The 23,000-nt window shown below is 71.2% G+C and carries 20 protein-coding genes; 3 read left to right on the top strand and 17 right to left on the bottom strand.

What is annotated here, in order from left to right; all coding sequences use genetic code 11:
- Positions 1 to 10: 10 nt before the first annotated feature.
- Complete coding sequence (locus ACT26F_RS00185; protein ID WP_471668443.1) at positions 11 to 1,861, bottom strand: hypothetical protein; 1,851 nt, start codon at positions 1,859 to 1,861, stop codon at positions 11 to 13.
- 167 nt (positions 1,862 to 2,028) lie between these two features.
- On the opposite strand from ACT26F_RS00185, the gene ACT26F_RS00180 reads away from it, so the two are divergent.
- Complete coding sequence (locus ACT26F_RS00180; protein ID WP_471668442.1) at positions 2,029 to 2,676, top strand: class E sortase; 648 nt, start codon at positions 2,029 to 2,031, stop codon at positions 2,674 to 2,676.
- A 129-nt stretch (positions 2,677 to 2,805) separates the two neighbouring features.
- Here ACT26F_RS00180 and ACT26F_RS00175 read toward each other — a convergent pair whose 3' ends face one another.
- The 13 genes from ACT26F_RS00175 to ACT26F_RS00115 form a co-directional block, all read right to left on the bottom strand.
- Positions 2,806 to 3,552 carry a maleate cis-trans isomerase family protein gene (locus tag ACT26F_RS00175; RefSeq protein WP_471668440.1) on the bottom strand — a complete coding sequence of 249 codons (747 nt, stop codon included), beginning with the start codon at positions 3,550 to 3,552 and terminating at the stop codon, positions 2,806 to 2,808.
- Positions 3,549 to 4,229, bottom strand: a complete 681-nt coding sequence (locus ACT26F_RS00170; protein WP_471668439.1) for a hypothetical protein — start codon at positions 4,227 to 4,229, stop codon at positions 3,549 to 3,551. The genes ACT26F_RS00175 and ACT26F_RS00170 overlap by 4 nt, the downstream gene beginning before the upstream one ends.
- Positions 4,229 to 5,056 (bottom strand): SDR family oxidoreductase, encoded by an 828-nt coding sequence (locus tag ACT26F_RS00165; RefSeq protein ID WP_471668437.1) that lies wholly within the window; start codon positions 5,054 to 5,056, stop codon positions 4,229 to 4,231. Before ACT26F_RS00165 ends, ACT26F_RS00170 begins: the two co-directional genes overlap by 1 nt.
- The gene (locus tag ACT26F_RS00160) at positions 5,053 to 6,009 is read right to left on the bottom strand and encodes a hypothetical protein (RefSeq protein ID WP_471668435.1); all 957 of its coding nucleotides are present in this window, start codon (positions 6,007 to 6,009) and stop codon (positions 5,053 to 5,055) included. The genes ACT26F_RS00165 and ACT26F_RS00160 overlap by 4 nt, the downstream gene beginning before the upstream one ends.
- The gene (locus tag ACT26F_RS00155) at positions 6,006 to 6,767 is read right to left on the bottom strand and encodes a hypothetical protein (protein WP_471668434.1); all 762 of its coding nucleotides are present in this window, start codon (positions 6,765 to 6,767) and stop codon (positions 6,006 to 6,008) included. Before ACT26F_RS00155 ends, ACT26F_RS00160 begins: the two co-directional genes overlap by 4 nt.
- Positions 6,764 to 8,038, bottom strand: a complete 1,275-nt coding sequence (locus tag ACT26F_RS00150; protein WP_471668433.1) for an aromatic ring-hydroxylating dioxygenase subunit alpha — start codon at positions 8,036 to 8,038, stop codon at positions 6,764 to 6,766. The genes ACT26F_RS00155 and ACT26F_RS00150 overlap by 4 nt, the downstream gene beginning before the upstream one ends.
- Positions 8,039 to 8,049: 11 nt before the next feature.
- Positions 8,050 to 9,075, bottom strand: coding sequence for an alpha/beta hydrolase family protein (locus ACT26F_RS00145; RefSeq protein ID WP_471668431.1), 1,026 nt, complete (start codon positions 9,073 to 9,075; stop codon positions 8,050 to 8,052).
- Complete coding sequence (locus ACT26F_RS00140) at positions 9,072 to 9,887, bottom strand: hypothetical protein (RefSeq protein ID WP_471668429.1); 816 nt, start codon at positions 9,885 to 9,887, stop codon at positions 9,072 to 9,074. Before ACT26F_RS00140 ends, ACT26F_RS00145 begins: the two co-directional genes overlap by 4 nt.
- Before the next feature lie 63 nt (positions 9,888 to 9,950).
- A complete protein-coding gene (locus ACT26F_RS00135; protein WP_471668428.1) occupies positions 9,951 to 11,402 on the bottom strand; it encodes an aldehyde dehydrogenase family protein in 1,452 nt (483 codons plus the stop codon).
- A gap of 17 nt (positions 11,403 to 11,419) precedes the next feature.
- Positions 11,420 to 12,622 (bottom strand): FAD-dependent oxidoreductase, encoded by a 1,203-nt coding sequence (locus tag ACT26F_RS00130; protein WP_471668426.1) that lies wholly within the window; start codon positions 12,620 to 12,622, stop codon positions 11,420 to 11,422.
- A gap of 2 nt (positions 12,623 to 12,624) precedes the next feature.
- The gene (locus ACT26F_RS00125; RefSeq protein WP_471668425.1) at positions 12,625 to 14,136 is read right to left on the bottom strand and encodes an aldehyde dehydrogenase family protein; all 1,512 of its coding nucleotides are present in this window, start codon (positions 14,134 to 14,136) and stop codon (positions 12,625 to 12,627) included.
- Entirely contained in the window at positions 14,133 to 15,473 is a 1,341-nt protein-coding gene (locus ACT26F_RS00120; protein WP_471668423.1) for an acyl-CoA dehydrogenase family protein, read from the bottom strand. Before ACT26F_RS00120 ends, ACT26F_RS00125 begins: the two co-directional genes overlap by 4 nt.
- A complete protein-coding gene (locus tag ACT26F_RS00115; RefSeq protein WP_471668421.1) occupies positions 15,470 to 16,726 on the bottom strand; it encodes a flavin reductase family protein in 1,257 nt (418 codons plus the stop codon). Before ACT26F_RS00115 ends, ACT26F_RS00120 begins: the two co-directional genes overlap by 4 nt.
- A gap of 166 nt (positions 16,727 to 16,892) precedes the next feature.
- Here ACT26F_RS00115 and ACT26F_RS00110 point away from each other — a divergent pair, with 166 nt between their 5' ends.
- Positions 16,893 to 17,612 (top strand): GntR family transcriptional regulator, encoded by a 720-nt coding sequence (locus ACT26F_RS00110; protein ID WP_471668419.1) that lies wholly within the window; start codon positions 16,893 to 16,895, stop codon positions 17,610 to 17,612.
- A 7-nt stretch (positions 17,613 to 17,619) separates the two neighbouring features.
- On the opposite strand, the gene ACT26F_RS00105 is transcribed toward ACT26F_RS00110, so the two are convergent.
- Positions 17,620 to 18,624 (bottom strand): MDR family NADP-dependent oxidoreductase, encoded by a 1,005-nt coding sequence (locus ACT26F_RS00105; RefSeq protein WP_471668418.1) that lies wholly within the window; start codon positions 18,622 to 18,624, stop codon positions 17,620 to 17,622.
- Positions 18,621 to 19,502 (bottom strand): hypothetical protein, encoded by an 882-nt coding sequence (locus tag ACT26F_RS00100; RefSeq protein ID WP_471668416.1) that lies wholly within the window; start codon positions 19,500 to 19,502, stop codon positions 18,621 to 18,623. The genes ACT26F_RS00105 and ACT26F_RS00100 overlap by 4 nt, the downstream gene beginning before the upstream one ends.
- Before the next feature lie 24 nt (positions 19,503 to 19,526).
- Here ACT26F_RS00100 and ACT26F_RS00095 point away from each other — a divergent pair, with 24 nt between their 5' ends.
- Positions 19,527 to 20,951, top strand: a complete 1,425-nt coding sequence (locus ACT26F_RS00095; RefSeq protein WP_471668415.1) for an FAD-dependent oxidoreductase — start codon at positions 19,527 to 19,529, stop codon at positions 20,949 to 20,951.
- 26 nt (positions 20,952 to 20,977) lie between these two features.
- Here ACT26F_RS00095 and ACT26F_RS00090 read toward each other — a convergent pair whose 3' ends face one another.
- Positions 20,978 to 22,939, bottom strand: a complete 1,962-nt coding sequence (locus tag ACT26F_RS00090) for an FG-GAP repeat domain-containing protein (RefSeq protein ID WP_471668414.1) — start codon at positions 22,937 to 22,939, stop codon at positions 20,978 to 20,980.
- Positions 22,940 to 23,000: the final 61 nt, after the last annotated feature.

Raw genomic sequence — 23,000 nt, 5'->3', positions numbered from 1 at the left:
TATACGATATCTATTTGACTGTCAGGACGCTCGTGTCCCGCGAGGAGTCCTCCCGGGACGCCCACCACCGCTCCGCGGCGTCGAGGTCGACGATCGCGTCGGCGTCGGCGTCGGCCACCGGAGCCGTGGCCGAGGCCGGAGCCGGAGCCACGGCAGCGGGATGCCGGCGCAGGACCACGCGGGTCCCGACTCCGGCGACCAGCAGCGCGAGCGCGACGGCGTCGAGCGCCAGCAGCCCCCACGGATAGGAGGTCCAGGCGACGTTGAAGGTACCTGACGCGTCATCGCCGACCTGGGCGACGACGTGGTACGTGCCGAACGCGGCGGTCGGCAGCTCGACGGGCACCGACACGACGACGTGACCGCCCACGGCCAGGTCCCCGATAGGCACGGCGACCGGAAGCGGCTCCACGTCGGACGACCGGCCCACGGCGACCCGGACCATCGGTGCGGCGACGGCCGTCTTGCCGGTGTTCTCGACGACGAACGTCAGGGTCCGGCGCGGGGTGCCGCCGAAGAGCGTCGCCACGCCGTCCTGACCGTCGAGGCGCACGTCCGAGACCTCGAGCTGACCCACGACGTCCGTCGGGACCAGTCCGCCCTGGACGGGCACCTGGCCCGCGACGGCGATGTCGGAGGGCACGGGGATGTCAGACACCGGCGTCGCGGTTCCGCCCGTGGTGCTGCCGCCGGTCGTGGTGCCACCCGTACCGCCCGAGCCGCCGCCCGAGCCGCCACCCTCGCCCGCGGCGCCCGAGCCGATCACGCCCGAGATGAGGTAGATCGATCCGATGCTGGTGCTGGTGCGCGTCTGCTCGGCGATAACCGAGACGGTGTCCTCGTCGGCCACCGTGTAGCTGGTCGAGAAGGCGCCGGTCGCGTCGGAGCGCACCGTGACCGCGGCGTCGCCGGTCTTGGCCGTCGCGCCCGAGTCACCCGTGTGCCCCTGGACGACGATGTCGCGATCGGGGTCCCATCCGGAGCCGACGAGGCTCACGGTGGTGGAGTCCTCCGAGAGCTTCTCGGCCGCCGTCATGCCCTGCGTTCCGAGCACCGTGAAGTCGGTCGACGCCTTCGTGGCGCCGTCGTCCACCACGAGGGTCCCGGTCGTGGCCGGCGCCGTGGCGGGGATGACGAAGGTCGTCGTGCCGCCACCGCCGGATCCGAGGATCGCGCTGGCCAGCGGCGCGCACTCGTTCGACGTGGTGCACGACGTGATGGTGGCGACCGCGCCGGAGGCGAATCCGGCGAGCTGCATCGTCACCTCGTCGCCCATGCGCCCGGCGTTCTTGACGGCCTGGTTGCTCACCGAGTCGATCGCGACCGTGGGGCCGGAGACCGCCGTGAAGCCGGCGGTGACGTCGGTCGGCTTCGGGGTGGTCGCCGGGTTGGTCCCGGGCGTCGCGGCGTGGCCGGTCTGGCCGTTGCAGGCGACGCGCAGCGACGTCGCCGGGTCGTCGAAGTAGATCCCGTCGAGCCGGATCTCGTGCGAGCCGGCGTCGGCGATCGTCAGGTCCGTGCTGGCCACCAGGGCGTCGACCGGCTGACCGGCGGCCACGGCGAACGGGACCTCGATCGGGGCGGCGAGCGCATCGCCGTCGACCGACAGCAGGAAGGAGGCCGTGCCACTCGTCGCGGCCGAGGTCGACAGGACGGGGCCGTCCGTGACGGTGACGGCGACGCTGCGCTTCGACCCGACGGCGGTCGCGCCCGAGGAGACGAGCGCGACGGAGCCGTCACCGGAGGCGGACCACGGCTCCAACGCCGTCGAGCGGTCGGTCGTCGGCGGCGCCGCGAGAGCAGCGCCGCTGGGGACGTACGACCAGCAGCCACCGCTGGGCAGCACCGGATCGGCGGCCACGGAAGGGCTTGCGCCGAAAGCGAGACTGAAACCGGCCGAGGTGCCTACGATGAGCAGCGCAGCAGCGCTCCGACCGGTCACCCGTCGGCTCGACTTCGTCACGACGCCGCCGCCTCCTCCACGAAAACTCTCATTCAACACGAATGTGGCGATGATATATTCTATTCATGGATAGCGCAGCAGGTTCGGCGACACGATCCGGATTGCGGATCGCGGCCGAGATCGCGATCACGATCGGAGTCCTGCTGCTGCTCTTCGTCGTCTACACCCTCGTGTGGACCGACCAGCGGACCTCCTCGGCCCAGGAGGGCCTGCGCCACGACTTCCGGACGGGCGAGGCGGCCCCCACGGCGGCCACGCCGGCCAGTCCGGGCGACGGCGTCGCGATCATGCACATCCCCGCCCTCGGCAAGAAGTGGCAGTGGGTCGTCGTCGAAGGCGTCGACTCGGCCGACCTGGCGCTCGGCCCGGGCCACTTCCCCGGCACGGCCCTGCCGGGTGAGGTCGGCAACTTCGCCGTCGCCGGCCACCGCGCGACCCACGGCCAGCCCTTCGCGCGCCTCGACAAGCTCGAGGTCGGCGACCCCATCGTGGTCGAGGACACCGAGGGCTGGTTCACCTACCGCGTGACGTGGAACCGGATCCTGCCGGCGACCGCGACCGACGTGCTGGCCCCCGTCGCCGGACATCCGGGCGACAAGGCCACGCAGAGCACGCTGACCCTCGTCACGTGCCACCCCCGCTGGGGTTCGAGCGAGCGCCTCGTCGTCGGCGCCCAGCTCGTCGCGGTCAGCGCGACGAAGCCCACCGCCTGACCTGATCGGTGATCTCGATACGCGGCCAGCTCGCTGCGCTCGCGCCCGCTACTCGATCACCAGGTCTCGGTGATCGAGTAGCTCCGCGAGGAACGAGCGGGCGTATCGAGATCACGCCCGGGGTGCGGCTCAGTGCTCGCGCAGGAGGGTGCCGAAGCCCTGGAGCTGGTCCTCGATGCCGTTCTCGCGCAGTGCCATCCACCACGTGGCGGCGTTGATCGCGATGACCGGCTTGTCGAGCCAGCGCTCGGCCTCGTCGGCCAGCTCCGTCATGCACAGGTTGGTGCCGCACTGCACGATCGCGTCGACGTCGGAGTCGTTGACCGCGATCATCGACTCGCGCAGGGTCTGCTCCGAGACGTGCGCGATCGAGACCGCCGAGGGGCAGCTCAGGCCGCGGATCTCGCCGACCTCGAAGCCCAGCTCGGTGAAGAACTTGCGGACGTTCTCGTCGCCGATCGGCGTGTACGGGGTGACGATGCCGATCTTCTTGGCACCGAACAGGTTGAGCGCCCGCTCGCAGGCCTCCGCACCCGTGGCGACACCGAGACCGCCGGACAGGTCCTGGATCTGCTTGACGAACTGGCGGTTGCCCTCGACGCCGTCCCAGAAGGTCTCGGCGCTCATCCCCATCACCATGTAGTCGGGCTCCATGGTCATGATGCCCTCGACGCAGTCGTCCATCGCCTCACGGATCTGGACCAGCAGGTTCTGCATGCCCTCGTCATCGGCGATCCGGCCGTCGCGGATCAGGATCCGCCCGTAGTGCGACGTCACGCCCGGGACCCGCATCGAGTCGAACTCGGGCTGCACGATCGTGTTCGTGCTGGGCGCGATCACACCGAACTTGCGGCGCCAGCCGAGGCGGTCGGTCATGAGGTCTCTCCTTGCAGGACGGGGGCGGATTCGGGGGACGTCCCGAGCCGGCGGTGCAGGCCGATGGCGCCCAGCAGGAAGCTGAGCTGGACGAGCGAGTTGGTGGCCTGCTCGAACCACTGCAGGGTCTCGGACTGGTGCGGTCGCGCGGCCAGGGGCGGCAGTACGAGGGTGCCGACGATGTAGACGACGAAGAGCGCCGCACCGAAGGGGTGGCCCTCACGCAGGCTGAGCCGGATGCCCAGGACGCCGACGAACACGGCGCCGATCGCGGCGACGACCAGCAACGGCCACGTGTCCCCCACGACGAGGGCCGCGATCGAGGCGATGACCGGCAGCACGAGGAACGGCGCCCACGGCACCTGCCGGCCACGCCACACGCCGACGAGCGCGCAGGCGATGCCGGCGAACCCGAACGCGAGGCACGGGAAGAGCATGTTCTCCAGGACCGGGTAGTTCCGGCACGGCTCGGCGGCCACGAGCAGCTTCCAGATCGCCTTGGCCAGGCCACCGAGGGTGACGAGCGCGCCGGCGAGCAGCGCGGGCACGCGCACGGCGGGCAGCCGCTTGCCGGCCGCGAGCGCGAGCACCACGGTGCCGGCGCCGGCCAGCAGCACGGGGACGAAGTCCTCGATCGCGAGGGCGAGCCCGTACTCGGTGCAGGGATCGATCGCCATCAGCTCTTCGCCTCGGTCAGCTCCGGCGCGGTGAAGATGTCGCGCTTGCGGAAGCCCGCGGTCATGAAGCGGCCCATCGCCTTCGGCGTGGTCAGCCACGCGACCCGGGTGCCGGACTTGGACGCGCCCAGCAGGTGCTGGACGAGCCACGGCGTCACGGTCTCGACCCGGTCACCGAGGATGTTGAAGATCTTGCGCGCCTTCTCGAAGGCCTCGGGGTCGCCGTCGTAGTCCGACACGAGCAGGTCGGTCGCGACGATGCCCGGCGACAGGAAGCCGATCTTGACCGGTCCGTCCTTCTGCTCCTTCACGAGGGTCTCGGTCAGGTACGTGACGGCGCGCTTGGAGGCGCCGTACGGTCCCATCCCGGCGCGGACCTGTCCGGTCGAGCCGAAGCCCTCCATGTTCCAGACCCAGCCACCGCCCTGGGCGGTCATCCCGGCGATCGCGACGGCACTGCCGTTGGCGGCGCCGTACAGGTTGGTCGCGACGACCTGGGCGACCGTCTCCTCGGTCACGTCCTGGAAGGATCGCGGCGGCGCGGACACGCCGGCGTTGTTGATCCACACGTCGACCCGGCCGAACGTCGCGGCGGCGTGGTCCCACAGCGCCTGGACCGAGGCCCGCGACGACACGTCGGCGGGGATCCCGGCCACCCGGCCGGGCGCGATCGCCTCGTACTCGGCCAGCGCGGCATCGACGCTCTCGGTGGAGCGACCGCACACGACGACGCGGCAGCCGTGGGCGAGCAGCTCGCGGACGAGGCCCGCGCCGATCCCCCGGGTGCCGCCGGTGACGACGACGACCCGGTCCTCGGCCGCGCTCATCGGGGCTCCCAGGCGAGCGAGCCGTGCACCCAGTGGGTCGTGGTCTCGCCGCGCAGCAGCTGCCAGACGATGGCCAGCTCCTTCGTGTCGGGATCGATCAGGAACTCGCGTCCACGGATCTTCTCGACACCCGTCGCATCGGGGCCGATCAGGTGCTGCACGGTGAACAGCGCGCGGCCGTAGCCGGTCGCGTTGCCGAAGACCTCGGGGCCCTCGTAGAGCGTGCGGGCGCCGTCGCGGTAACGGTCGAACGTGTACTGGCGCTCGAGGTCGCCGGACCACGTGATCGTGTGTCGCGCCGAACGCAGCGAGGTCGGCTCGTGCGCGATCTCGACCTGCACCTTGCCGTCGGCCTGCTGGTCGGCGGAGTTGAGGAACAGCTCGCCCACCCACGCGCCGGCCTGCTTCGTGGGCAGCACCTGCGGACGCGAGCCGCGCTCCTGCTCCAGCGCACGCCACTGGTCGACGAAGCGTTGCGTCTCGGGGTTCGTCTCGCGGTCGAGCGTGCGCTTGTAGACGCCGTTGAACACCGCGCAGACCGTCCAGCCGTCGTGCAGCACGGACGAGTAGACCTGCGTCTCGCCGTCGGCGAGCACCTGGTTCCAGGTGCGCAGGTCGGCCTGCCAGCCCGGCGAGTAGTAGTTGGCCTCGACGAACAGGCCGTAGGGCTGACCCGTGCCGTAGAAGTCGGGACCGGTGTAGACCCGGTTCTCGTCGGAGTCGACGACACCGAAGTCGAACTGGGCACCGAGCTCGAAGCGATTGCGCAGAGGACCGGAGCCGGAGAGCTTGGAGTCCATCCAGTAGCGGGCGCCCTCGGCCGTCACCTCACTGGCGCGGGCGATCGACTCGAAGCCGACGTGGTTGCCCTGGGCGTCGAAGAGGCCGGGGATGCCGTGCCACTCCCCCTCGATCTTCTTCTGCCACTCGCTGGTCTCGACGTCATTCGTCATGCCGACACCCCAGCCGGGATCGAGTTGTCGAGCAGCAGGCCACGGACGGCCTCGCTCTGCTCGGCGCCGACGAGCTGGGCGACCTGCGCCCACACCTTGTCGACCTCCGGGTTGAAGATGTTGGCGCGGTTGCGGGCGTCGCGGGTGGCCAGGTCGGTGTCGGCCACGTCGGCGAGCACCTCGGCGGGGGCACCGGACTCCACGAGGCCGAACCAGTGCTCGAGGTACGCCGAGACGGCGTCGCCGATGGAGCCGAACGCGTCGGCGTCGGCGCGGTGGACGAGCATCCACGGCGACATCATCGCGAACTGGCGCGGACCGATGGCGGTCTTCGTCAGGCCCGGGCGCTCCTGGACGTCGGCGAACGTCGCGTCGAGCGGCGTGTGCGCCCAGTCCAGGTAGGGCAGGTGGGTGCCCAGGTCGACCCGCGGGATCAGGTCGAGGTGGAACGCGTACGTGCCCTGGCCCTGGACGGAGTCGAGGGTGAAGTGCGGCACCGGCACGTCGTCCGGGGTGAAGGCGAAGACCATGTGCGAGTCCAGGCCGATCATGTCGACGGTCAGGCCGACGTAGACGACCTTGGCGACGCCATCGCCACGGAAGACGCGGGCCTGGCCCACCGGCGCGGGGCCGCCGGGGAAGGCGCTGGAGGTCAGCGTCAGGAAGGGTCCCCCGTCGGCGCCGGTGACTTCGGTCAGTCCGGCGCGTTCGACGATGGTGTCCAGCGTGCTGGTGCACAGCGCTTCGGGCAGGCTCATGCCGTGGTCTCCTGGGTCGTGTTCTCGGCCGCCTTGGCGGGGGCCTTCTTGGCGGGCGCCTTCTTCGCCGGCGCCTGCTTGCGCGGGGTCAGCGGCTTGGTGACGGGCACGGCTCCCTCGGCCGCACGGCCGCTGAGGATCTCGCGGCTGCGGACCTCCTTGAAGTTCCACGCGCTGGCGAGCTCCGGCACCTCCTTGCGCACCGGCGAGGGGATGACTCGCTGCTCGACGCGGGCCGGGCCCTCACCGACGATCGTGTTGCCCTCGACGCTCCAGCCCGCCTCGATCAGCTCCTGACGACGACGGCGGTAGAGGACGGCGTTGTAGTCGCTCTTGACGTGCAGCTCGTCGGACAGGTCGAACGGCAGCAGCTCGGGACGGACGGTGTCGACGATCGCCTGGTCCTCGTAGAGCACCTTGAAGACGCGCCGGCGGGCGTCGCGGTCGGCCCACGCGCCCTTGAAGAACGTGCGCAGCGCGACGAACTTTACGAGCGTCGTCTCCTCGTCGATCGGGATGTTGACGTCGAAGATCTTCAGCTGGCCCATCGGCGTGCCGACGTCGAGCGTCAACAGGTTCGGCAGGTACCAGGTCGTGGAGACCGGCACCGGCGGGCGCTCCTGCAGGTTCTTGGTCTTGTTCGGGTTGAGCATGCCCCAGATGCCCTTGGAGTTGGGCGGGTTGAGCACGACCGACACCTTGCACTGCCACTCGTCCGACTCGATCTCGAACTCGGGGACCTCGGGCTTCTCCCGGTTGCCGAAGACGCCGCCGTGCACGAACGGGGTGTGCGCGACGTCGACGCCGTTCTCGAGGATGCGCTCGTAGTTCGACTTCCACAGGAAGCTGCCCGTCACCGCACGGTACGTCTCGGTGTCGTCGATCTCGGACCAGTCGGGGATCGGCGGGCGCTCCTCCTCGGGCAGGTCGCCCATGTAGACCCAGATGAACTTGTACTTCTCGACGACCGGGTAGGAGTCGATGCGCGCCTTGCGCGGGATGCCCTTGTCGGGGTGGGCGGGGATCTTCTGGACCTCGCCGTTCGGCTTGTACTCCCAGCCGTGGTACGGGCACACGATGCAGTCGTCCTTGATCGTGCCGCCGGAGAGCGCGGCGCCACGGTGGACGCACAGGTCCGACATCGCGACGACGGAGTTGTCGCTCGTCTTGCGGTAGAGCACGAGCTGCTGGCCGAGGACCTTGACCTTCTTCGGCGTGCCCGCTTCGAGATCCTCACTGAACTCGAGCGCATACCAGAAATTCTTGAACATTCCCGTGCCTCCTAGCGACGTCGGATGTCGGCGAAAGGAGACCCTGCGGTCTCCGTCGAGTGGTTCTTGAGGTGGCCCTCGAGGACGGCCTCGGCCGTCTCGGCGGCCTCGCCCTCGGCGAGACGGGCGGTGAAGAACGTGACCAGCAGCGCCGTGAGGACGCGGCGGAGCTCGTCCTGGTCGGCCGTCGGCGGCTCCTCGAGGAAGCCACGCGCGGTGGTCGGGTCCTCGGGAGAGGCCGGCAGCATGTGCCCGGCCTCGGCGAGGCGGACGAGCCAGGCCTCGGTGCCCTCGGGGATCGCCTCGGCCCACGTCCGCTCGACCGGGTCGTGTCCGGGCGCGCCGGCCTCGTTGCCGTAGCGGATCGCGCTCGCGGCGATGATGCCGTCGGCGGTGCCGGCGACGAGCAGGACCGGCGCCGCGATCGGGGCCGGCAGCAGCGTGCCGGCCGGGAAGCCGAGCTGCTGCGATGCCATCGTGTGGGCGCCGTACGTCGCGACCGCCCGGATCTGGCCGAACCACTCGGGTCGGGCCGACTGCAGCGAGACCGTGCCGCCGGCGGAGTGGCCGAACAGGCCCACGCGGCCGAGGTCGAGCAGACCCGCGAGCGGTCCGTCCGCGTTGACCTGGGCGAGCGCCTCGAGCAGCGGGCTGAGGGCCTGCGTGGTCGGTCGCGAACCGTAGGTCTGCGGGCCGACGGCGCCGAGGTCGACGCCGGGGGTGAGACCCTGCTGACCGGGGAAGAGCTGGCCCACCCAGTCGAACGTGACGGCGATCATCCCCGCCGCGGCGAGAGCCGTCGCGAGCTCGGTGTAGCCGCTCGAGGCGACGTTGATGCCGGGCATCACGACGACGACCGGGTACGGGGCGCCGCTCGGGTCGGGGCGGAGCATGCCGCTCATCCGCTCGACGTCATCGGCGGCCGGCAGTGCCGGGTGGCGGACCGTCACGTGCAGCGTGTCGTACGGCTCCGGCTCACCCGGCACGCGGACCCCGAGTCGATGGGTGCGGACGAGGACGTCGGCGGGCTGGCTCATGAGTCGAGGAACCGAGCGTGGGGCAGCTCGCGGTCGCCGCCCCACAGCGCACGGACGAGACGCTGCGTCATGTCCTCGCCGAAGAAGCGCTCGCCCATCTCGTTGGCCGGGTCGCGTTCGGCGATGTTGCGACGGGTCGCCTCGTCGGCGGCCGCGAGGGCCTCGCGCTCCTCGACGGGCACGATCTCGGCCTCGTCGACCCAGCCGAGCCAGCGGTCGAGGTGACGTTCGGCCAGCTCGGTGGCGAGCGTGGTCATCCGCGCGTCGCCGGGCGCCATGAAGCAGTGCGCCGTCGGCGACAGGCTGGCGCGCACGAACGCGCTGCGGCTCACGAAGGGCTCGACCCAGTCGTGCTGGGAGTTGACCTGCTCCCACTCGTCGTTGAGCGGGGCGTAGTACTTGTCGTACGAGTCCGTGTCGACCAGCAGGTTGCTGCGCGGCACCGAGTCGAGGAACATCCAGCCCTGCGGGAACGCGCCGAGCGCCATCCCGAAGTGCGGCACCTTGACGTGCGGGCCGAGCCAGATCGTCAGGTGGACGTTGACGAAGCCCATCGCCGCGCTCTGCATGTGCGAGTGGACCATCCAGTCGATCTCCGGGCCGCTGTAGGCGCGGACGCTGCCCTCGGGCCCGTTCTGCGACGAGAACGACTCGAGATCGTGCGTGGACGGATCGCGGGTCAGCTCGAAGCGCTGCTGCACCTTGGCGCTGAGCCGATCGATCAGGGCCAGCCAATCGGTGAAGAGCGCCGAGACATCGGTCGGACCGGCCTCGTCGAAGTACTCCTGAACCGACTTGAGATTCTGACTCACGGATCTTCCCTTCTCCTGTTGCGAAGAATATATCCTATCCAGTTCCCTGGCGTGAGGATCTTTTCAGACACTCGGGTAGGCCGCGGCCCCGAGCCCGGAGCCGCCGTCACGAAACGCCGCCGGGGCGTGGACGACGCACGGCTGGACGTACTCGTGGAGACCGTCGTCACCGTACTCGCGACCCCAACCCGAGCGCTTCACCCCGCCGAACGGCGCATGCAACGCCATTCCCGTCCGATTGTGCGTGTTGACGAAGACGAACCCGGCATCGAGCCTCGCGGCGAGTGCGAAGGCGCGTTCCTCGTCGGCCGACCAGACCGAGGCGCCCAGGCCGAGCTCCCCGGCGTTGGCGCGCTTCACGGCATCCTCGACGTCGTCGTAGGCGAGCAGCGGCAGGACCGGTCCGAACTGCTCCTGCGCGACCAGCGGGTCGGCGTCGACGACGCCCTCGACGAGGGTCGGCAGCACGAAGTGTCCACGGCCGAGATCGGTCGCGGGGTCGACGGTCCCGAGGACCGTGGCGGTGGCTCCCGCCGCGACGGCGTCGTCGACCAGGGCGCGCAGCCGGCGGGCCGACTGGGCGTTCACGACCGGTCCCATGGTCACGCCGGGATGCTGGGGGTCGCCGGTCCGCAGCACGCGCTCGGCCGCGGCGACGATCCCGGCCCGGACCTGCGCGAGCCGGGCGCGCGGCACGTAGAGCCGCTTGATCGCCATGCAGACCTGGCCACTCGTGGCGAAGGTCGCCATCACGAGCCGCTCGTACGCGGCCTCGTCGAGATCGGCGTCCTCGAGCAGGATCGCCGGATCGTTGCCGCCGAGCTCGAGCACGCTCGGGGTGAGCGAGCGTCCAGCCAGGCCGGCGATCGCCCGGCCCGCGTTCTCGCCGCCCGTGAAGGCGACCCGACGCACGGCCGGATGACCGACGAGGGCGGTGGCGACCTCAGCTTCGCCCTGGACCACGTGCAGCACCGGCTCGGGCAGGACGGCGGCGATGATCTCCCGGACCGCCGTCACGCCGAACGGCGCCAGTGGGGAGGGCTTGACCACGACCGCGTTGCCGGCGACGAGCGCCGGGGCGATCTTGAGCATCGCGAGAATGATCGGCGCGTTCCACGGCGTGATCGCGGCAACGACCCCGTAGGGACGATGCTGGCGGACGAGCCGCCCGCGCTCGTCGTCGGAGACGACGTCGACGAGCAGGTCGACGCCGCGATCGGCGTAGAAGCGCAGCACCGCGACGGCGAAGCCGCACTCACCGCGGGCATCGGTGAGGACCTTGCCCGTCTCGGCCGCGACGAGATGCGCGATCCGGTCGAGCTCGGCCTCGAGCGCGTCGGCGGCCGTGCGCAGGATCGCGGCACGATCGGCGACCGGTCGCGTGGCCCACGCGGACTGGGCCCGGTCGGCCACCCGGACGATCGTGTCGACCTCGGTGATCGGGGTCGCGAGGACCTCGCCGACGATCTCGTCCACCCGGGCAGGGTTCTCCCGCACCAGGCCCACCGTGCTCATCGTGGCCTGACTCATCGTCACGCCGGAACGACCAACGGACGCAGCGAGTCGATCATCGAGGTACGACGCAGGTAGGCGCGGCTCGCCTGCGGGTCCCCGGCGAGCTCACGCAGCGACGCGTGGTGCGCGGCGCGTGCCTCCTCGTCGGTCTCCCGCAGGTTCTTCCAGTTCTCGTGCGTGATCGCCCGGACGTACGAGAGCGCGACGTCACGACGCGCCGCGAGCACGGCGTCCAGCTCGCCCAGCACCGCCTCGGACGGGGACGGGGCGGCCAGCAGGTCGACGAGTGCCTGCGCCGTCAGGACGGCGTCGTGGATACCGCTGTTCATCCCCATCCCGCCGAGCGGGTTGTTGACGTGCGCGGCGTCGCCGGCCAGGACGACGCGTCCGACGCGGAACCGGTCGGCGACCCGCTGGTGCACGCGGTAGAGGGAGGAGTGGAGCAGGTCCCACTCACGACCCAGGTCCGCCACGCCCTGCAGGCGCTGCTGCACCCGCGCGGGGTCGACCTCGACCTCGTCCGGGCTGTCGGGATCGGTCGGGAACAGGACGCGCCAGTGCTCCGGGGTGCGGAGCAGGACGAGCCACTCGTTCGGATCGAAGATGTAGTTGACCGCGGCGATGCCCGGCAACGCGGCCTCGAGGTCCTCGGTGGTCGAGGCGACCAGGAACCGCTCCGGGTACGTCATGCCCTCGAACTGCGCACCGATCTCGTGGCGCACGACCGAGCTCGCGCCGTCGGCGCCGATCACCCAGTCACCCGTCCAGCTGCGACCGGACTCCGTCGTCACCGTGACGGTCCCGCCGCCCTGGACGACCGAGGTCACCCGGGCATCGAAGACCACCTCGGCGTCGGCGTGCTGCGCCAGCGCCTCGAGCAGGATCGGGGTGAGCTTGCTCTGCTCGCACTGCACGCGGAACGGATAGGCCGTGTCCTCGGCCAGCGCGCCCAGGTCGAGATCGGCGATCGGGCCGCCGACGCGGTCGCGGTACTGGAACGTCGTCGAGGTGATGCCGCGCTCCAGAAGCGCCGGCAGGACACCCAGGTCGGCCAGCATCTCCAGGGACGGCGGGTGGAACGTCGACGCCCGCGACTCGGTGGCGAGTCCGGGACCGGCCTCGAGCACCGTGACGGCGATCCCAGCGCGCGCCAGGATCAGCGCCGCGGTCATGCCGACGGGACCGGCGCCGACGACCAGGACCTTCGGGGAGGTACCCATGCTCACGCCTTCCCGTGCAGGGCGAAACCGCCCTCGATGCCGACGACCCGCGTTCCGGTGAAGATGCGGATCGTCTCGACCGTGCCCTCCTCGCCCATGCCCGACAGGCCCCAGGCGGGCCGGGGCGTCATGAGGTGCAGGCTCATGATCGTGGATCCGTTCACCTTGACCTCGCCGGTGCGCACCTCGCGGGCGACGGCCAGCGCGGCCTCAGTGTCGGCGCCGACGACGTAGCCCTCGAGTCCGAACGGCGTGGCGTTCGCCAGCTCGATCGCCTCGGCGACGCTCTCGTAGGTGTGCACCGTCGCGACGGGACCGAACATCTCGTCCAGCGCGGCGTCGCTCGCCACGCCGGTCAGGACGGTCGGCGCCAGGAAGTTGCCGTCCTCGGGCAGTGGTGTGGTGGCGTGGACCGTGCCGCCGGCCTCGACCCGTTCGTCGATCGCAGCCTGCAGGCGGCCGCGGTGCACCTCGTTGATGACGGGGCCGAACTCGGTCGCGGGATCCAGCGGATCACCCACGACGAGGTCGGCCAGCCGCGCCTCGACGGCGGCGACGACGGCGTCGGCCTTGTCGGCCGGGACGATGAGGCGACCCAGCGCGCGGCACCACTGACCGTTGAGCGTCGTCAGCAGGTCGGCGGCATGGCGTCCCGCCTCGGCGGGATCGGCGTCGGGGAGCACCACGAGCGGGTTGTTGCCGCCGAGTTCGAGCTGCAGTGCCGTGAAGTTCGTGGCGCAGGCGATCGCGACCGCGCGGCCACCGGTCAGTCCACCGGTGAAGGAGACGGCGCGCGTGCGCGGATCGGTGACGAGCCGGCCACCGACGGCCGGGCCGCCCTGGAGCAGCTGGAACGTGCCCGGGGCGACGCCCTCGTCGCTCAGGACCCGGTCGATCACGCGGGCGAGCAGCGTGGTCCCCCACGCCGCGTACTCGCTCGGCTTGAGCAAGGTCGGCGCGCCCGCGGCGAGCGAGCTGGCGACCTTGTGGGCCGCCATGGGTGCCGGGGCGTTCCACGGCACGAGGCAGACGGCCGGTCCGAGCGGGAGCCGGTGCACCTCGACGGTGCGACCGTCCTCGGTCGTCGCGGTCTCGGTGAGCACCCCGTCACGCAGCATCTGGGCGGCGAGGTGGAAGGCACCCGGAACGATGACGCCCACGATGGACGTCTGGGTGATCGGGACTCCGGTCGCAACCGAGTCGAGGGCGCTGATCCGGGCGACCTCGGCGCCGAGCGCCACGCCGACCGCATCGAGGATCTCGGCACGACGCTCCGTGCTGGTCGAGCTCCACGACCCGTTGCGGTGGACACGGTCGGCGGCGGCCAGCGCGGCCTCCACGGAGGCCGCGTCACTCGCGGTCGCCACCCCGGCGGACTCGCCGGTGTAGGGGTCGACCAGGTCGACGGACAACGTCTCGCCCGGCACGGACCAGACACCGTCGACGAGCTGCTCCAGCGGGGGAAGTCCGCCCGCAGCGCGGACGTCGGAGGTCTGGTCGAGCGTGTCGGTCATCGAGCACCCGCCGACTTGACCGCACCGTTCGCGCCGGCGTCGGCCGCCGCCGCCTTCTCCATGACGTCACGCGTCGTGAGGCCGGCCCAGCCCTGCTGGTCGACGATCGTCTTGGCCAGGTCCAGCTTGCCGCGCTCGGCCGGGAACGCCTGGACCAGGCCCATCGCGGTGTCGCGTACGGCGCGGCCGATCTGGTTGTTCATGAGCGCGCCGGAGGTACCGCACATCTTCATGGCGTCGGTGGCCACGCTGAACGCGTGCTCGCAGATCGCGCCCTTGGCCAGCTTCCAGTTCTTGACGACCTCGTCCTTCGGCAGGATCGGCGGCTCGCTGGCCTCGAGGTCGATCTGCCGCCGCAGCCACAGGTGCGCCTCGGCCAGCGAGGCCTCGCCGTTGCCGATCAGGACCTGGTGCATCGGGCTGGACGCGATCGGCTTGCCGGTGTCGGCGAACTTGGCTGCCATCGTGCGCTCCATCGCGTAGTTCCACACGCCCTGTGCGACTCCAGCGTAGATCGCCGCGATGGCGATCTGGTTGCCCACCCACGAACCACGCGACATCGTCGTCGCGCGGGTGAACCCGCCGGCGATGGTGAGCGCCTCGTCGTCGGGGACGAAGCAGTTCTCCATGATCAGGCCGTGGTTGTCCGAGGCCCGCATCCCCAGTCCGAGCCACGGGGCGCGCGAACGCGAACCCTCGCTGTCGCGCTTGACGAAGAAGAGCGACAGGCCGTCGATCCCCGGGAGGTCCTCCCGGCGAGCGGTGACGAGGTAGTAGTCGGCCGTGCCCGAGAGGCAGCCGAAGGACTTCTCGCCGTTGAGCAGCCAGCCGCCCTCGGTCTTGGTGGCCGTGGTCAGGATCAGGACGTTCGCGTTGCTGGCCTTGACGGCCTCGCTCGCGAAGTTGGCCAACATCATGCGGTCCGTGCCCATGCGGGTCAGCACCTTCTCGGAGAACGCACGGACCAGCGGGGCCTCCTCGTCGGTGTAGAGGCCGGCCTCGAGCGCCGCGAGCGGCAGCATGCCGCGCGAGGACGCCGAGCAGTGGAAGAAGTAGGCCAGCGCGGTCGAACCGCACACCGTGCCCAGCGCGTACGTCGTCGCCGCGAGGTCGCGCAGGCCACCGCCGAGGCCGCCGAACTCCTCGGGGACCACGAGGCCGAGCAGACCCGAGTCGGCCAACAGGTCGACGTGGCCCTTCGGGAAGGCGCCGTTGGCGTCGGCGGACTCGGCCGCAGCGGCGATCGCGGGCAGGATCGCCTCGACCCGCTCCATCCGCGCACGCTCGGCGGGCGTGAGATCGGGAAGCAGGTACTCGGCGGTCAACGTCTTGCTCATCCAATGACTCCTACGATCTCGGCGGCGCCGGACGACGCCTGAGGTGACAGAACTGGGGCGGACGCGGGGGCGCTCGCGTGGTGGGCGCGCAGACGGTCGGCGAGGTCCTGCAGGCTCGTCGTGTCGACCTCGACCTCGACCTCCACCTCCTCGAGCAGACGCACCAGGTCCTCGGTCGCGACGGCCCCTTCGAGGCCGGCGAGCGTGGTGTCGAAATGGCAGACGCCGCTCTTGAGCGCCGTCAGGGCCTTGACCAGGCCGAGCCGATCGCGGTCGTGCAGCCGGAGCCGGACCGGGACGGGTCGGGCCAGGGACACGACCTCCTGCAGCAGGCGGCGGACCTGCAGCGGTGTCGCGCGGCCGCTCTCGTCGTCGAGTCCGATCTCGGCGACGCCGGCGGCGGACACGGCCGCGACGGCGGCCAGCACGTCGTCGAACGCCTCGGGGACGAAGGCACGGCGCACGTGGACGACGGTCCTGCCCTCGATGCCGTCGAAGCCGGCCAGCAGATCGCGGTGGTCGTGGCTCGGATCGATCTCGACCTCCACCACGGCGGCTCCGGCGGCGAGGGCGCGATCGGCCTCGGCGCGATCGGTCACCAGCGCGCTGGCCGTCGCCGGGACGGTGCCGACGACGGTGCCCATCGCCAGACCGGGAATGCGGACCCGGACGCCGGTGGCGGCCAGATCGGTCGCGAGGGTGGGGTGGGCCGCGAGCGGCGAGGCCTGCGACAGCAGACGCGTGTCGGACAGCGCGGCCGCGGGCGGCAGCACGTCGGCGAACTGGCCCCATCCGCGGGAGTGGAAGAGCAGCGGCGCCGAACGGCCCGCGGCGTTGCCGGCGACGACCTCGCCGACGAAGATCGTGTGGTCCCCACCGGGGTAGGAGTGCACGATCCGGCAGTCGAACCAGCCGAGCGACGAGTCCAGCACGGGAGCGCCCGTGACGGACGTGGTCCAGCTCTCGCCCTCGAAGCGGTCGACGGCGCCGTCCATGCCCGCGAACCGGCGGGCGATGTCGGCCTGGTCCTTCGCGAGGACGCTGACCGCGAAGACGCCGCTGCCCTCGATGAGCGCGTGGCTGTAGAGAGTGGTCGTGAGACAGATCGACACGAGCGGCGGGTCGAGGCTCACGCTGGAGAACGAGCTGGCCGTCATCCCGTGCGGGGTGCCGGAGGCGTCGAGGGTCGTGACGACCGTGACACCGCTCGGCCACTGGGCCATCACGTCACGGAACGTTCGTGGGTCGATCATCGCACCTCCTCTCGATCAGAGAATATACGATATCTTCTTCCGCGGCACGCAATGTCCGAGATCCGTCGTAACCGGGCAATGAGGGCAAACGAATATAGGATCTGTCAGGTAAGGCTCGCGGCCACGCGCCCCGGACCTCGAGCCACCCGACCTGATGGAGGACCCGATGACCCGACGAAGCAATGCCGCCGAGGGCGTCCGACCGATCGCGCATCACTCGCTGGTCGACCGCGTCACCGACGAATTGCACCGGGCGATCCTCAACGGAGACCTGGCGCCGGGCTCGACCGTCTCGATCGTCGACCTGTGCGAGCGCTTCGACATCAGCCACATCCCCGTGCGGGAGGCACTGCGTCGCCTCGAGAGCGAGGGCGTCATCAGCCTCCGCCCGGGCCGCTCCGCCCTGGTCGCGACGGTGACCACCGAGGAGCTCAAGAACATCTACCACCTGCGCAAGCTGATCGAGGGCGACCTGAGCCTGCGTGCGGGGCGCAACATGTCGGCCGAGCGACTCGCCCACGCCGAGGAGGCGCTGACCGAGTACGTCGGCATCGAGCGCGAGCCCGCGGCGCTGGCGGCCAAGCACCACGCGTTCCACGAGGCGATGCTCCTGGACGAGATCGGTCCGGCGGACTCGAACGTCCTGCGCGTGCTCTGGAAGGCCTCGGACCGCTACCTGCACCTGCTCATGAGCGACCTCGACCACGCCCCGGAGACCCAGCAGGGCCGGATCGACGAGCACCGCGAGCTGCTCGACCTGGCCGAGGCCCACGACGCGAAGGGCCTGCGCGCGGCGTGGATCGCGCACCTGGAGAGCACCGAGAACGCGCTGCTCGCCGCCCTCGAGAACCACCCGGCGAACGTCGCGGTCTCCGCTCCGGCCTGAACCGGCCTCAGCGCTGGCCGCGATCGACGAGGTCGACCAGCACCTTGCCCTGATTGCGTCCTGCCATCAGGTCGGCGAAGGCCGCCGGGGCGGCGGCGAGCCCGCGATGGCGCTCCTCGTGCAGGACGAGGGCGCCCGCGGTGATCAGTTCCGCGACCGTCGCCCGATGCTCCGCGGCCAGATCGGCGTGGTCGTGGACCACCATGCCGTGCACGATCGCGCGGGCCGACATCACCGCGCCGGCCCGTAGCCGCGTCGGGGTCGCGCCGTTGTACTGGTCCATCAGTCCGCAGAGGCTCACGCGGGCGCCGATCGCGAGGTGCTCCATCACGACGTCGAGCGTCGACTGGTCGCCCAGGTGCAGGTATCCGTCGATGCCGTCGGGGCATGCGGCGACCAGCTCGTCCCGCCAGTGCGTCTGCGTGCGATCGATCGCCTCGTCGTAGCCGCTCTCGAGGGCGATCCGCCGCTTCGCCGGGCTCCCCACGAGGGCGACGGTGCGCGCGCCGGCCCGCGCCGCGAGGGCACCGGCGACCGAGCCGACACCGCCGGTTGCGGCGCCGATCAGGACGGTCTCCCCCGGTACGGGGCGCACGTGGCGCGTGATCGCGGCATGCGCGGTCAGCCCCGGCATCCCGAGGGCGCCGAGGGCGGCGGACGGCGGGACCGCGTCGGGGACGTCGATCGGCGTCGCCGTGGACGCGTCGATCACGGCGTGGGCCCGCCACCCGGTCTCGGCCAGCACGAGCATGCCCACCGGGCGGGAGTCGACGGTCGACCGGCTCACCCGGGCGATCGAGCGGCCGGCGATCACGCCTCCCGGCAGGATCGGGGCGTCCTGGAGGTGGCGCCCGCCCAGCAGCGAGCGCACGTAAGGATCGAGCGAAAGCGTCTCGACCTCTACCTCGATCTGCCCCGGTCCCGGTTCGGGCACGGGCACCGTGGTCAGTGCGAAGTCCTCGGCCACCGGCACCCCGTCGGGGATGCGGGCCAGCGTCACCACCGCGGTCATCGCTGCACCACCAGGTGCGGCACGCCCTGTGGGGACGGCACGACGGCGCAGGCCAGGTCGCCGATCCTGACGCGTGGCTCGGCCACGTGGTCGACCTGGACCACCAGACCGAGCAGTCCTCGCGCCGGAGCCCTGACCCGTCCGGCCAACGAGGTCGCCGGGTCGGCGTCGACGCCGTAGTGGACGAGGTTCACGTAGGGCTCGTCACGGGCGGCGCCGACCGTCTGGGAGTCGAGCCGCAGCGGTCCGTCCGTGCCCACCATCTGACCGAACGACGGGTCGTCGACGGAGTACTCGAAGACGACCTCCCAGCCGAACGTGTCCGCGTACCAGTCGCGCGTCCCGGCGAGGTCGCTGACCGGGAACGAGACACTGAGCACCTCGCTGACCCTTCGGTCACGGACCCGGGCGAAGTCGGTGAAGAACGTCGCGTCGCCCGTGAGGAATGCGGTCACGGTCTCGTCGGGTCCGACGAGGTGCGCCTCGCGGAACACGCCGTCGCTCAGCTCGTAGTCGGCCTGTCGCGTCTCCACGTGGTGACCCAGGCCGCGGGCGTGCGCGACCGCGACGTCCAGGTCGGGGGCGTAGTAGTCGACGACCCGCAGCGCATCGCGGTGCAGGCGGGAATCCTGCGTGCGGATCGCCGGGGCGTCCGGCCGCCCGAAGTCGAGAACGACCGCGCCGGCGTCCACCCCCGGCGTTCGCAGCCAGGTCATCGAGACGGCCTCGACGTCAGGGCCCCACAGCATCCTCGACTCGTCCGGATCCAGGTCGTGCGTCCCCTCGACCTCCATCCCGCCCACCGAGACCAGCAGGCCGATCATCGCCGCGGGATCGGCGGTGGCGTAGACCGGACCGAGAAGGTGAGCGCCAGACATGGCGCGACTGTATATGATCTACGAATGTCGTACGACGTGATCGTGATCGGAGGCGGCGCGGCAGGCCTGATGTGCGCGATCCACGCCGCACGCTCCGGCGCCGGTGTCCTCCTGCTGGAGAAGGACGACCGCCTCGGCGGGGCCCTGCACCTCAGCGGTGGCCACCTCGCGGCCGCCGGCACGCGTCGCCAGCGCGAGCTCGGCATCATCGACTCACCCGCCGCCCACCTGGCCGACATCCGACGGATCAGCAACGGGAGCGCCCGCGAGGACCTCGTCGGACCGGTGGCTGCCGAGGCACCCCGGATGGTGCAGTGGCTCCTCGACCACGGCTTCGCCCTCGACCCCGAGACACCGCGGATCGTCTACGGTCACGAGCCCTACGACACCGCCCGCACGATCTACGGCCCCGACGGCGGACTCTCGATCCTGCGCGTGCTGACCGCCGAGCTCGACCTGGCCCGGACCGAGTGCTCGCTCGAGGTGCTGACCGGCACGCCGGTGGTCGGCCTGCGCACCGATGACGACGGGACGGTCACCGGTGTCGAGGCCCTGCGCCACGGCCGGGAGACGACGTTCGCGGCGCCCGCCGTCGTCCTGACGACCGGCGGCTACGCGGGTGACCACGACCTCTTCGCCGAACTCGAGGGCGCTCCCCTCGTCTCGGCCGGTGCGCGCACGTCGACCGGTGACGGGATCCTGCTCGGCCAGACCGTCGGCGCCCGCCTCCAGGGAGCCGGCTCCCACCTTCCCTCCTTCGGCGGACTGCCCGATCCCCGCTCCCCCGGCCGCGCGAACTGGGAGGAGCGACAGGTGCTCACCCAGGAGCGCCCCCCGTGGGAGATCTACGTCGACCGCGGCGGTCGGCGCTGGGTCGCCGAGGACGATCCGTCCATCGACCTGAAGGAGCGCGCCCTGGCCGGCCTGTCAGGACAGGTCTTCTGGACGGTGTTCGACGAGGCGGCCGTCCGCGCTGCCGACGAGCCGGAGCGGTTCCTGCTCCTCGGCCGCGACGCGCCCGCACTGCGCGCCCTGGCCAACACCCGGGCGGGCATCCACGCCGCGGCGACGCTGACAGAGCTGGCCGAGCTGGCGGGCATCGACCGCGAAGGCCTGGTCCGCACCGTGGCCGGGTACAACCGGGCGGTCGCGTCGGGTCACGACGCGGCATTCGGCCGCACCCACCTCCCGGCGCCGATCGACGAGCCCCCGTTCTACGCGGTGCGCAACCACGCGATCACGCTGGTCACGTTCCAGGGCCTCGACGTCGACGCGGCGCTGCACGTCGTGCGCGAGGACGGCGCGCCGATCGGCGGGCTGCACGCGGTCGGCGAGGTCATCGGGGCCGCCGCCACGTGTGGCAACAGCTTCTGCTCGGGCATGCTGCTCACGCCCGCCCTCACCTTCGGGATGCTGCTCGGCGAGAGACTCGGAGCGCTGCGCAGCTGACCGGGCGGGTCACGCCGCGTAGCGGCTCAACGCCCGAGCTTGACCTTCACGACGCGCTGCGCCGCGGTGTCCTTCAGGTACGGCGAGACCTTCCGTCCGGCGTACGAGAAGGTCAGCGTGCCGGCCTTGCGGATCGGCTTCCACGTCAGGTTGCCGGTGTACGTCCCGCCCGCGCGCGGCTTGAGTGTGACCGTGGCCACCTTCACGCGCTTGCCGTTCGCCGGCTTGAAGGTCACCGTGACCTTGCGTGCGCCGCCGCCGGACGCCGCCTTGAGCGACACCTTGACCGAGACCTTCTTCGCATGCTTCTTGCTGCGCGAGACCTTGATCGTGCCGGGGGCGGTCGTGAGCACGGACTTCTTCGTGACCACGGCCGGGGTCGTCGGCCTGACGGTCGGGACCGTGGTCGGGACCGTGGTCGGCGCGGTCGTCGGCGGGGTCGCCTCCGGCTCGGTGTCGTAGGTCTTCCAGATCGAGACGGCGTTCCGGTCGAACGAGCTGAAGACCGCCTCGAGGGTGCCGTCGCCGTCGAAGTCGGCCGCCTCGGCGCCACCGGCCTGACCGAATTCCTCGACGGCGCCCGTGAGCCGGCGCAGCACGGTGTCGCCGTTGTCGAGCTGCTCGATCCAGAAGAGGCGTCGATCGCCGTCACCGGCGACCAGCAGGTCCTGGTCGCCGTCGCCGTCGAGGTCGCCGTATCCCAGCACGCCCGGGGCGCCCTGTCCGGCGTTCGTGCGCGCGGTGATCTCGCCACCGGGGTGGAACGGGACGTAGGTCTCGGGGATCGCCGGGCTGGTGGAGAGCTTGAAGGCGTCGTCGCAGTCGGTCGGATCGCTCGCGCCCGGGTACGGTGTGGAGAGGACCTTGACGTCCCACTGGGCCCGCACGTCGGCACCCGGCACGAACTCCATCACGGCCTCGACGGGGGCCTTGATGAACCCGCCTCCGACCCGCTCGAGGAAGCACCGGTTCTGGTGGTTGGTGCCGATCCACGAGACCGTGCCGGGGCCGCGGAAGTTCGGCACGGGCCGGACCTGGAAGCCGTGGCCGACCGCGCCGACCTCGGCGATCGTGTGCTTCGCGAAGTTCGCGGCGGTGAGTCCGTCCTCGCCGACGCCGACCTGCTCGAACCACATGAAGGAGGCCTGCGTGCCACTCGTGGCCGACCCGTAGAAGGGGGACGGGATCTCGAAGTACTGCGAGGAGACGATGTCGAGTCGGCCGTCACCGTCGACGTCCTCGACGACCGGCACGCTGCCGCCCGAGCCGTCGGCCAGGACGACGGGCGGCTGGAACGTGAGGTCGGCGTTGCCCTTGAGGTACTGCAGTTCGACGGTGTCGTCGGACTGGTTGCTCGCGACCCGGGCCTCCTCCGAGGTGGCGACGATGTCGCGGATGCCGTCGTCGTCGAGGTCGACGAGCTGGGCACCGTGGTAGGACCCCGCCTGACCCGTGATCACGTCGTGACGGGTGAAGCCGAGCGCCACGCCGTCCTCGTCGACGCCGAGGTTCTCCCACCACGTGATGGCGCTGCGCGACTGGGCCCCGCCGGTCTTCGCGGGATCGGTGTCGAAGAAGTAGCCCGACGGCAGCAGCACGTCGTTGAGTCCGTCGGCGTCGACGTCGGCGATCGTCGGCCGGTTGGGGAAGATCAGGTCGGCGCTGGCGTCGAAGACCCGCACCGTGTCCCAGTCCTGCAGGCTCTCGCCCGGGCGGTAGATCTGGAGGGTCCCGCCGCCGCTGGGCACGCCCGCCGTGAGCGCGCCGTAGCCGGAGGTCACGATGTTCTGCTCGCCCGGGTAGATCTCGCCGACGCTCGTGAAGGACGCGCCCGTGACCGCGTCGTCGAGGTCAATCCGCGTGAAGCCCAGTCCGTGGTCCTGCGCGGCATCGGCCGACGTGGACGACGCGAGTGCCGCGAGCAGCGGGGCGGCGATCGCGAGGGAAGCGGCGACGGCGAGGGCGCCTCGACGACGGGTTGAGCTCATGCGGAGGCCTCCGTGATCGGCGTGACGACGCTCACTCGGCGCCGGCGTCCCCTGAACGTAC

This window comes from Aeromicrobium sp. SP1 (genome assembly GCF_055663785.1).
The sequence above is the reverse complement of the archived record's forward strand: the minus strand, read 5'-3'. Positions and strand labels throughout refer to the sequence as shown.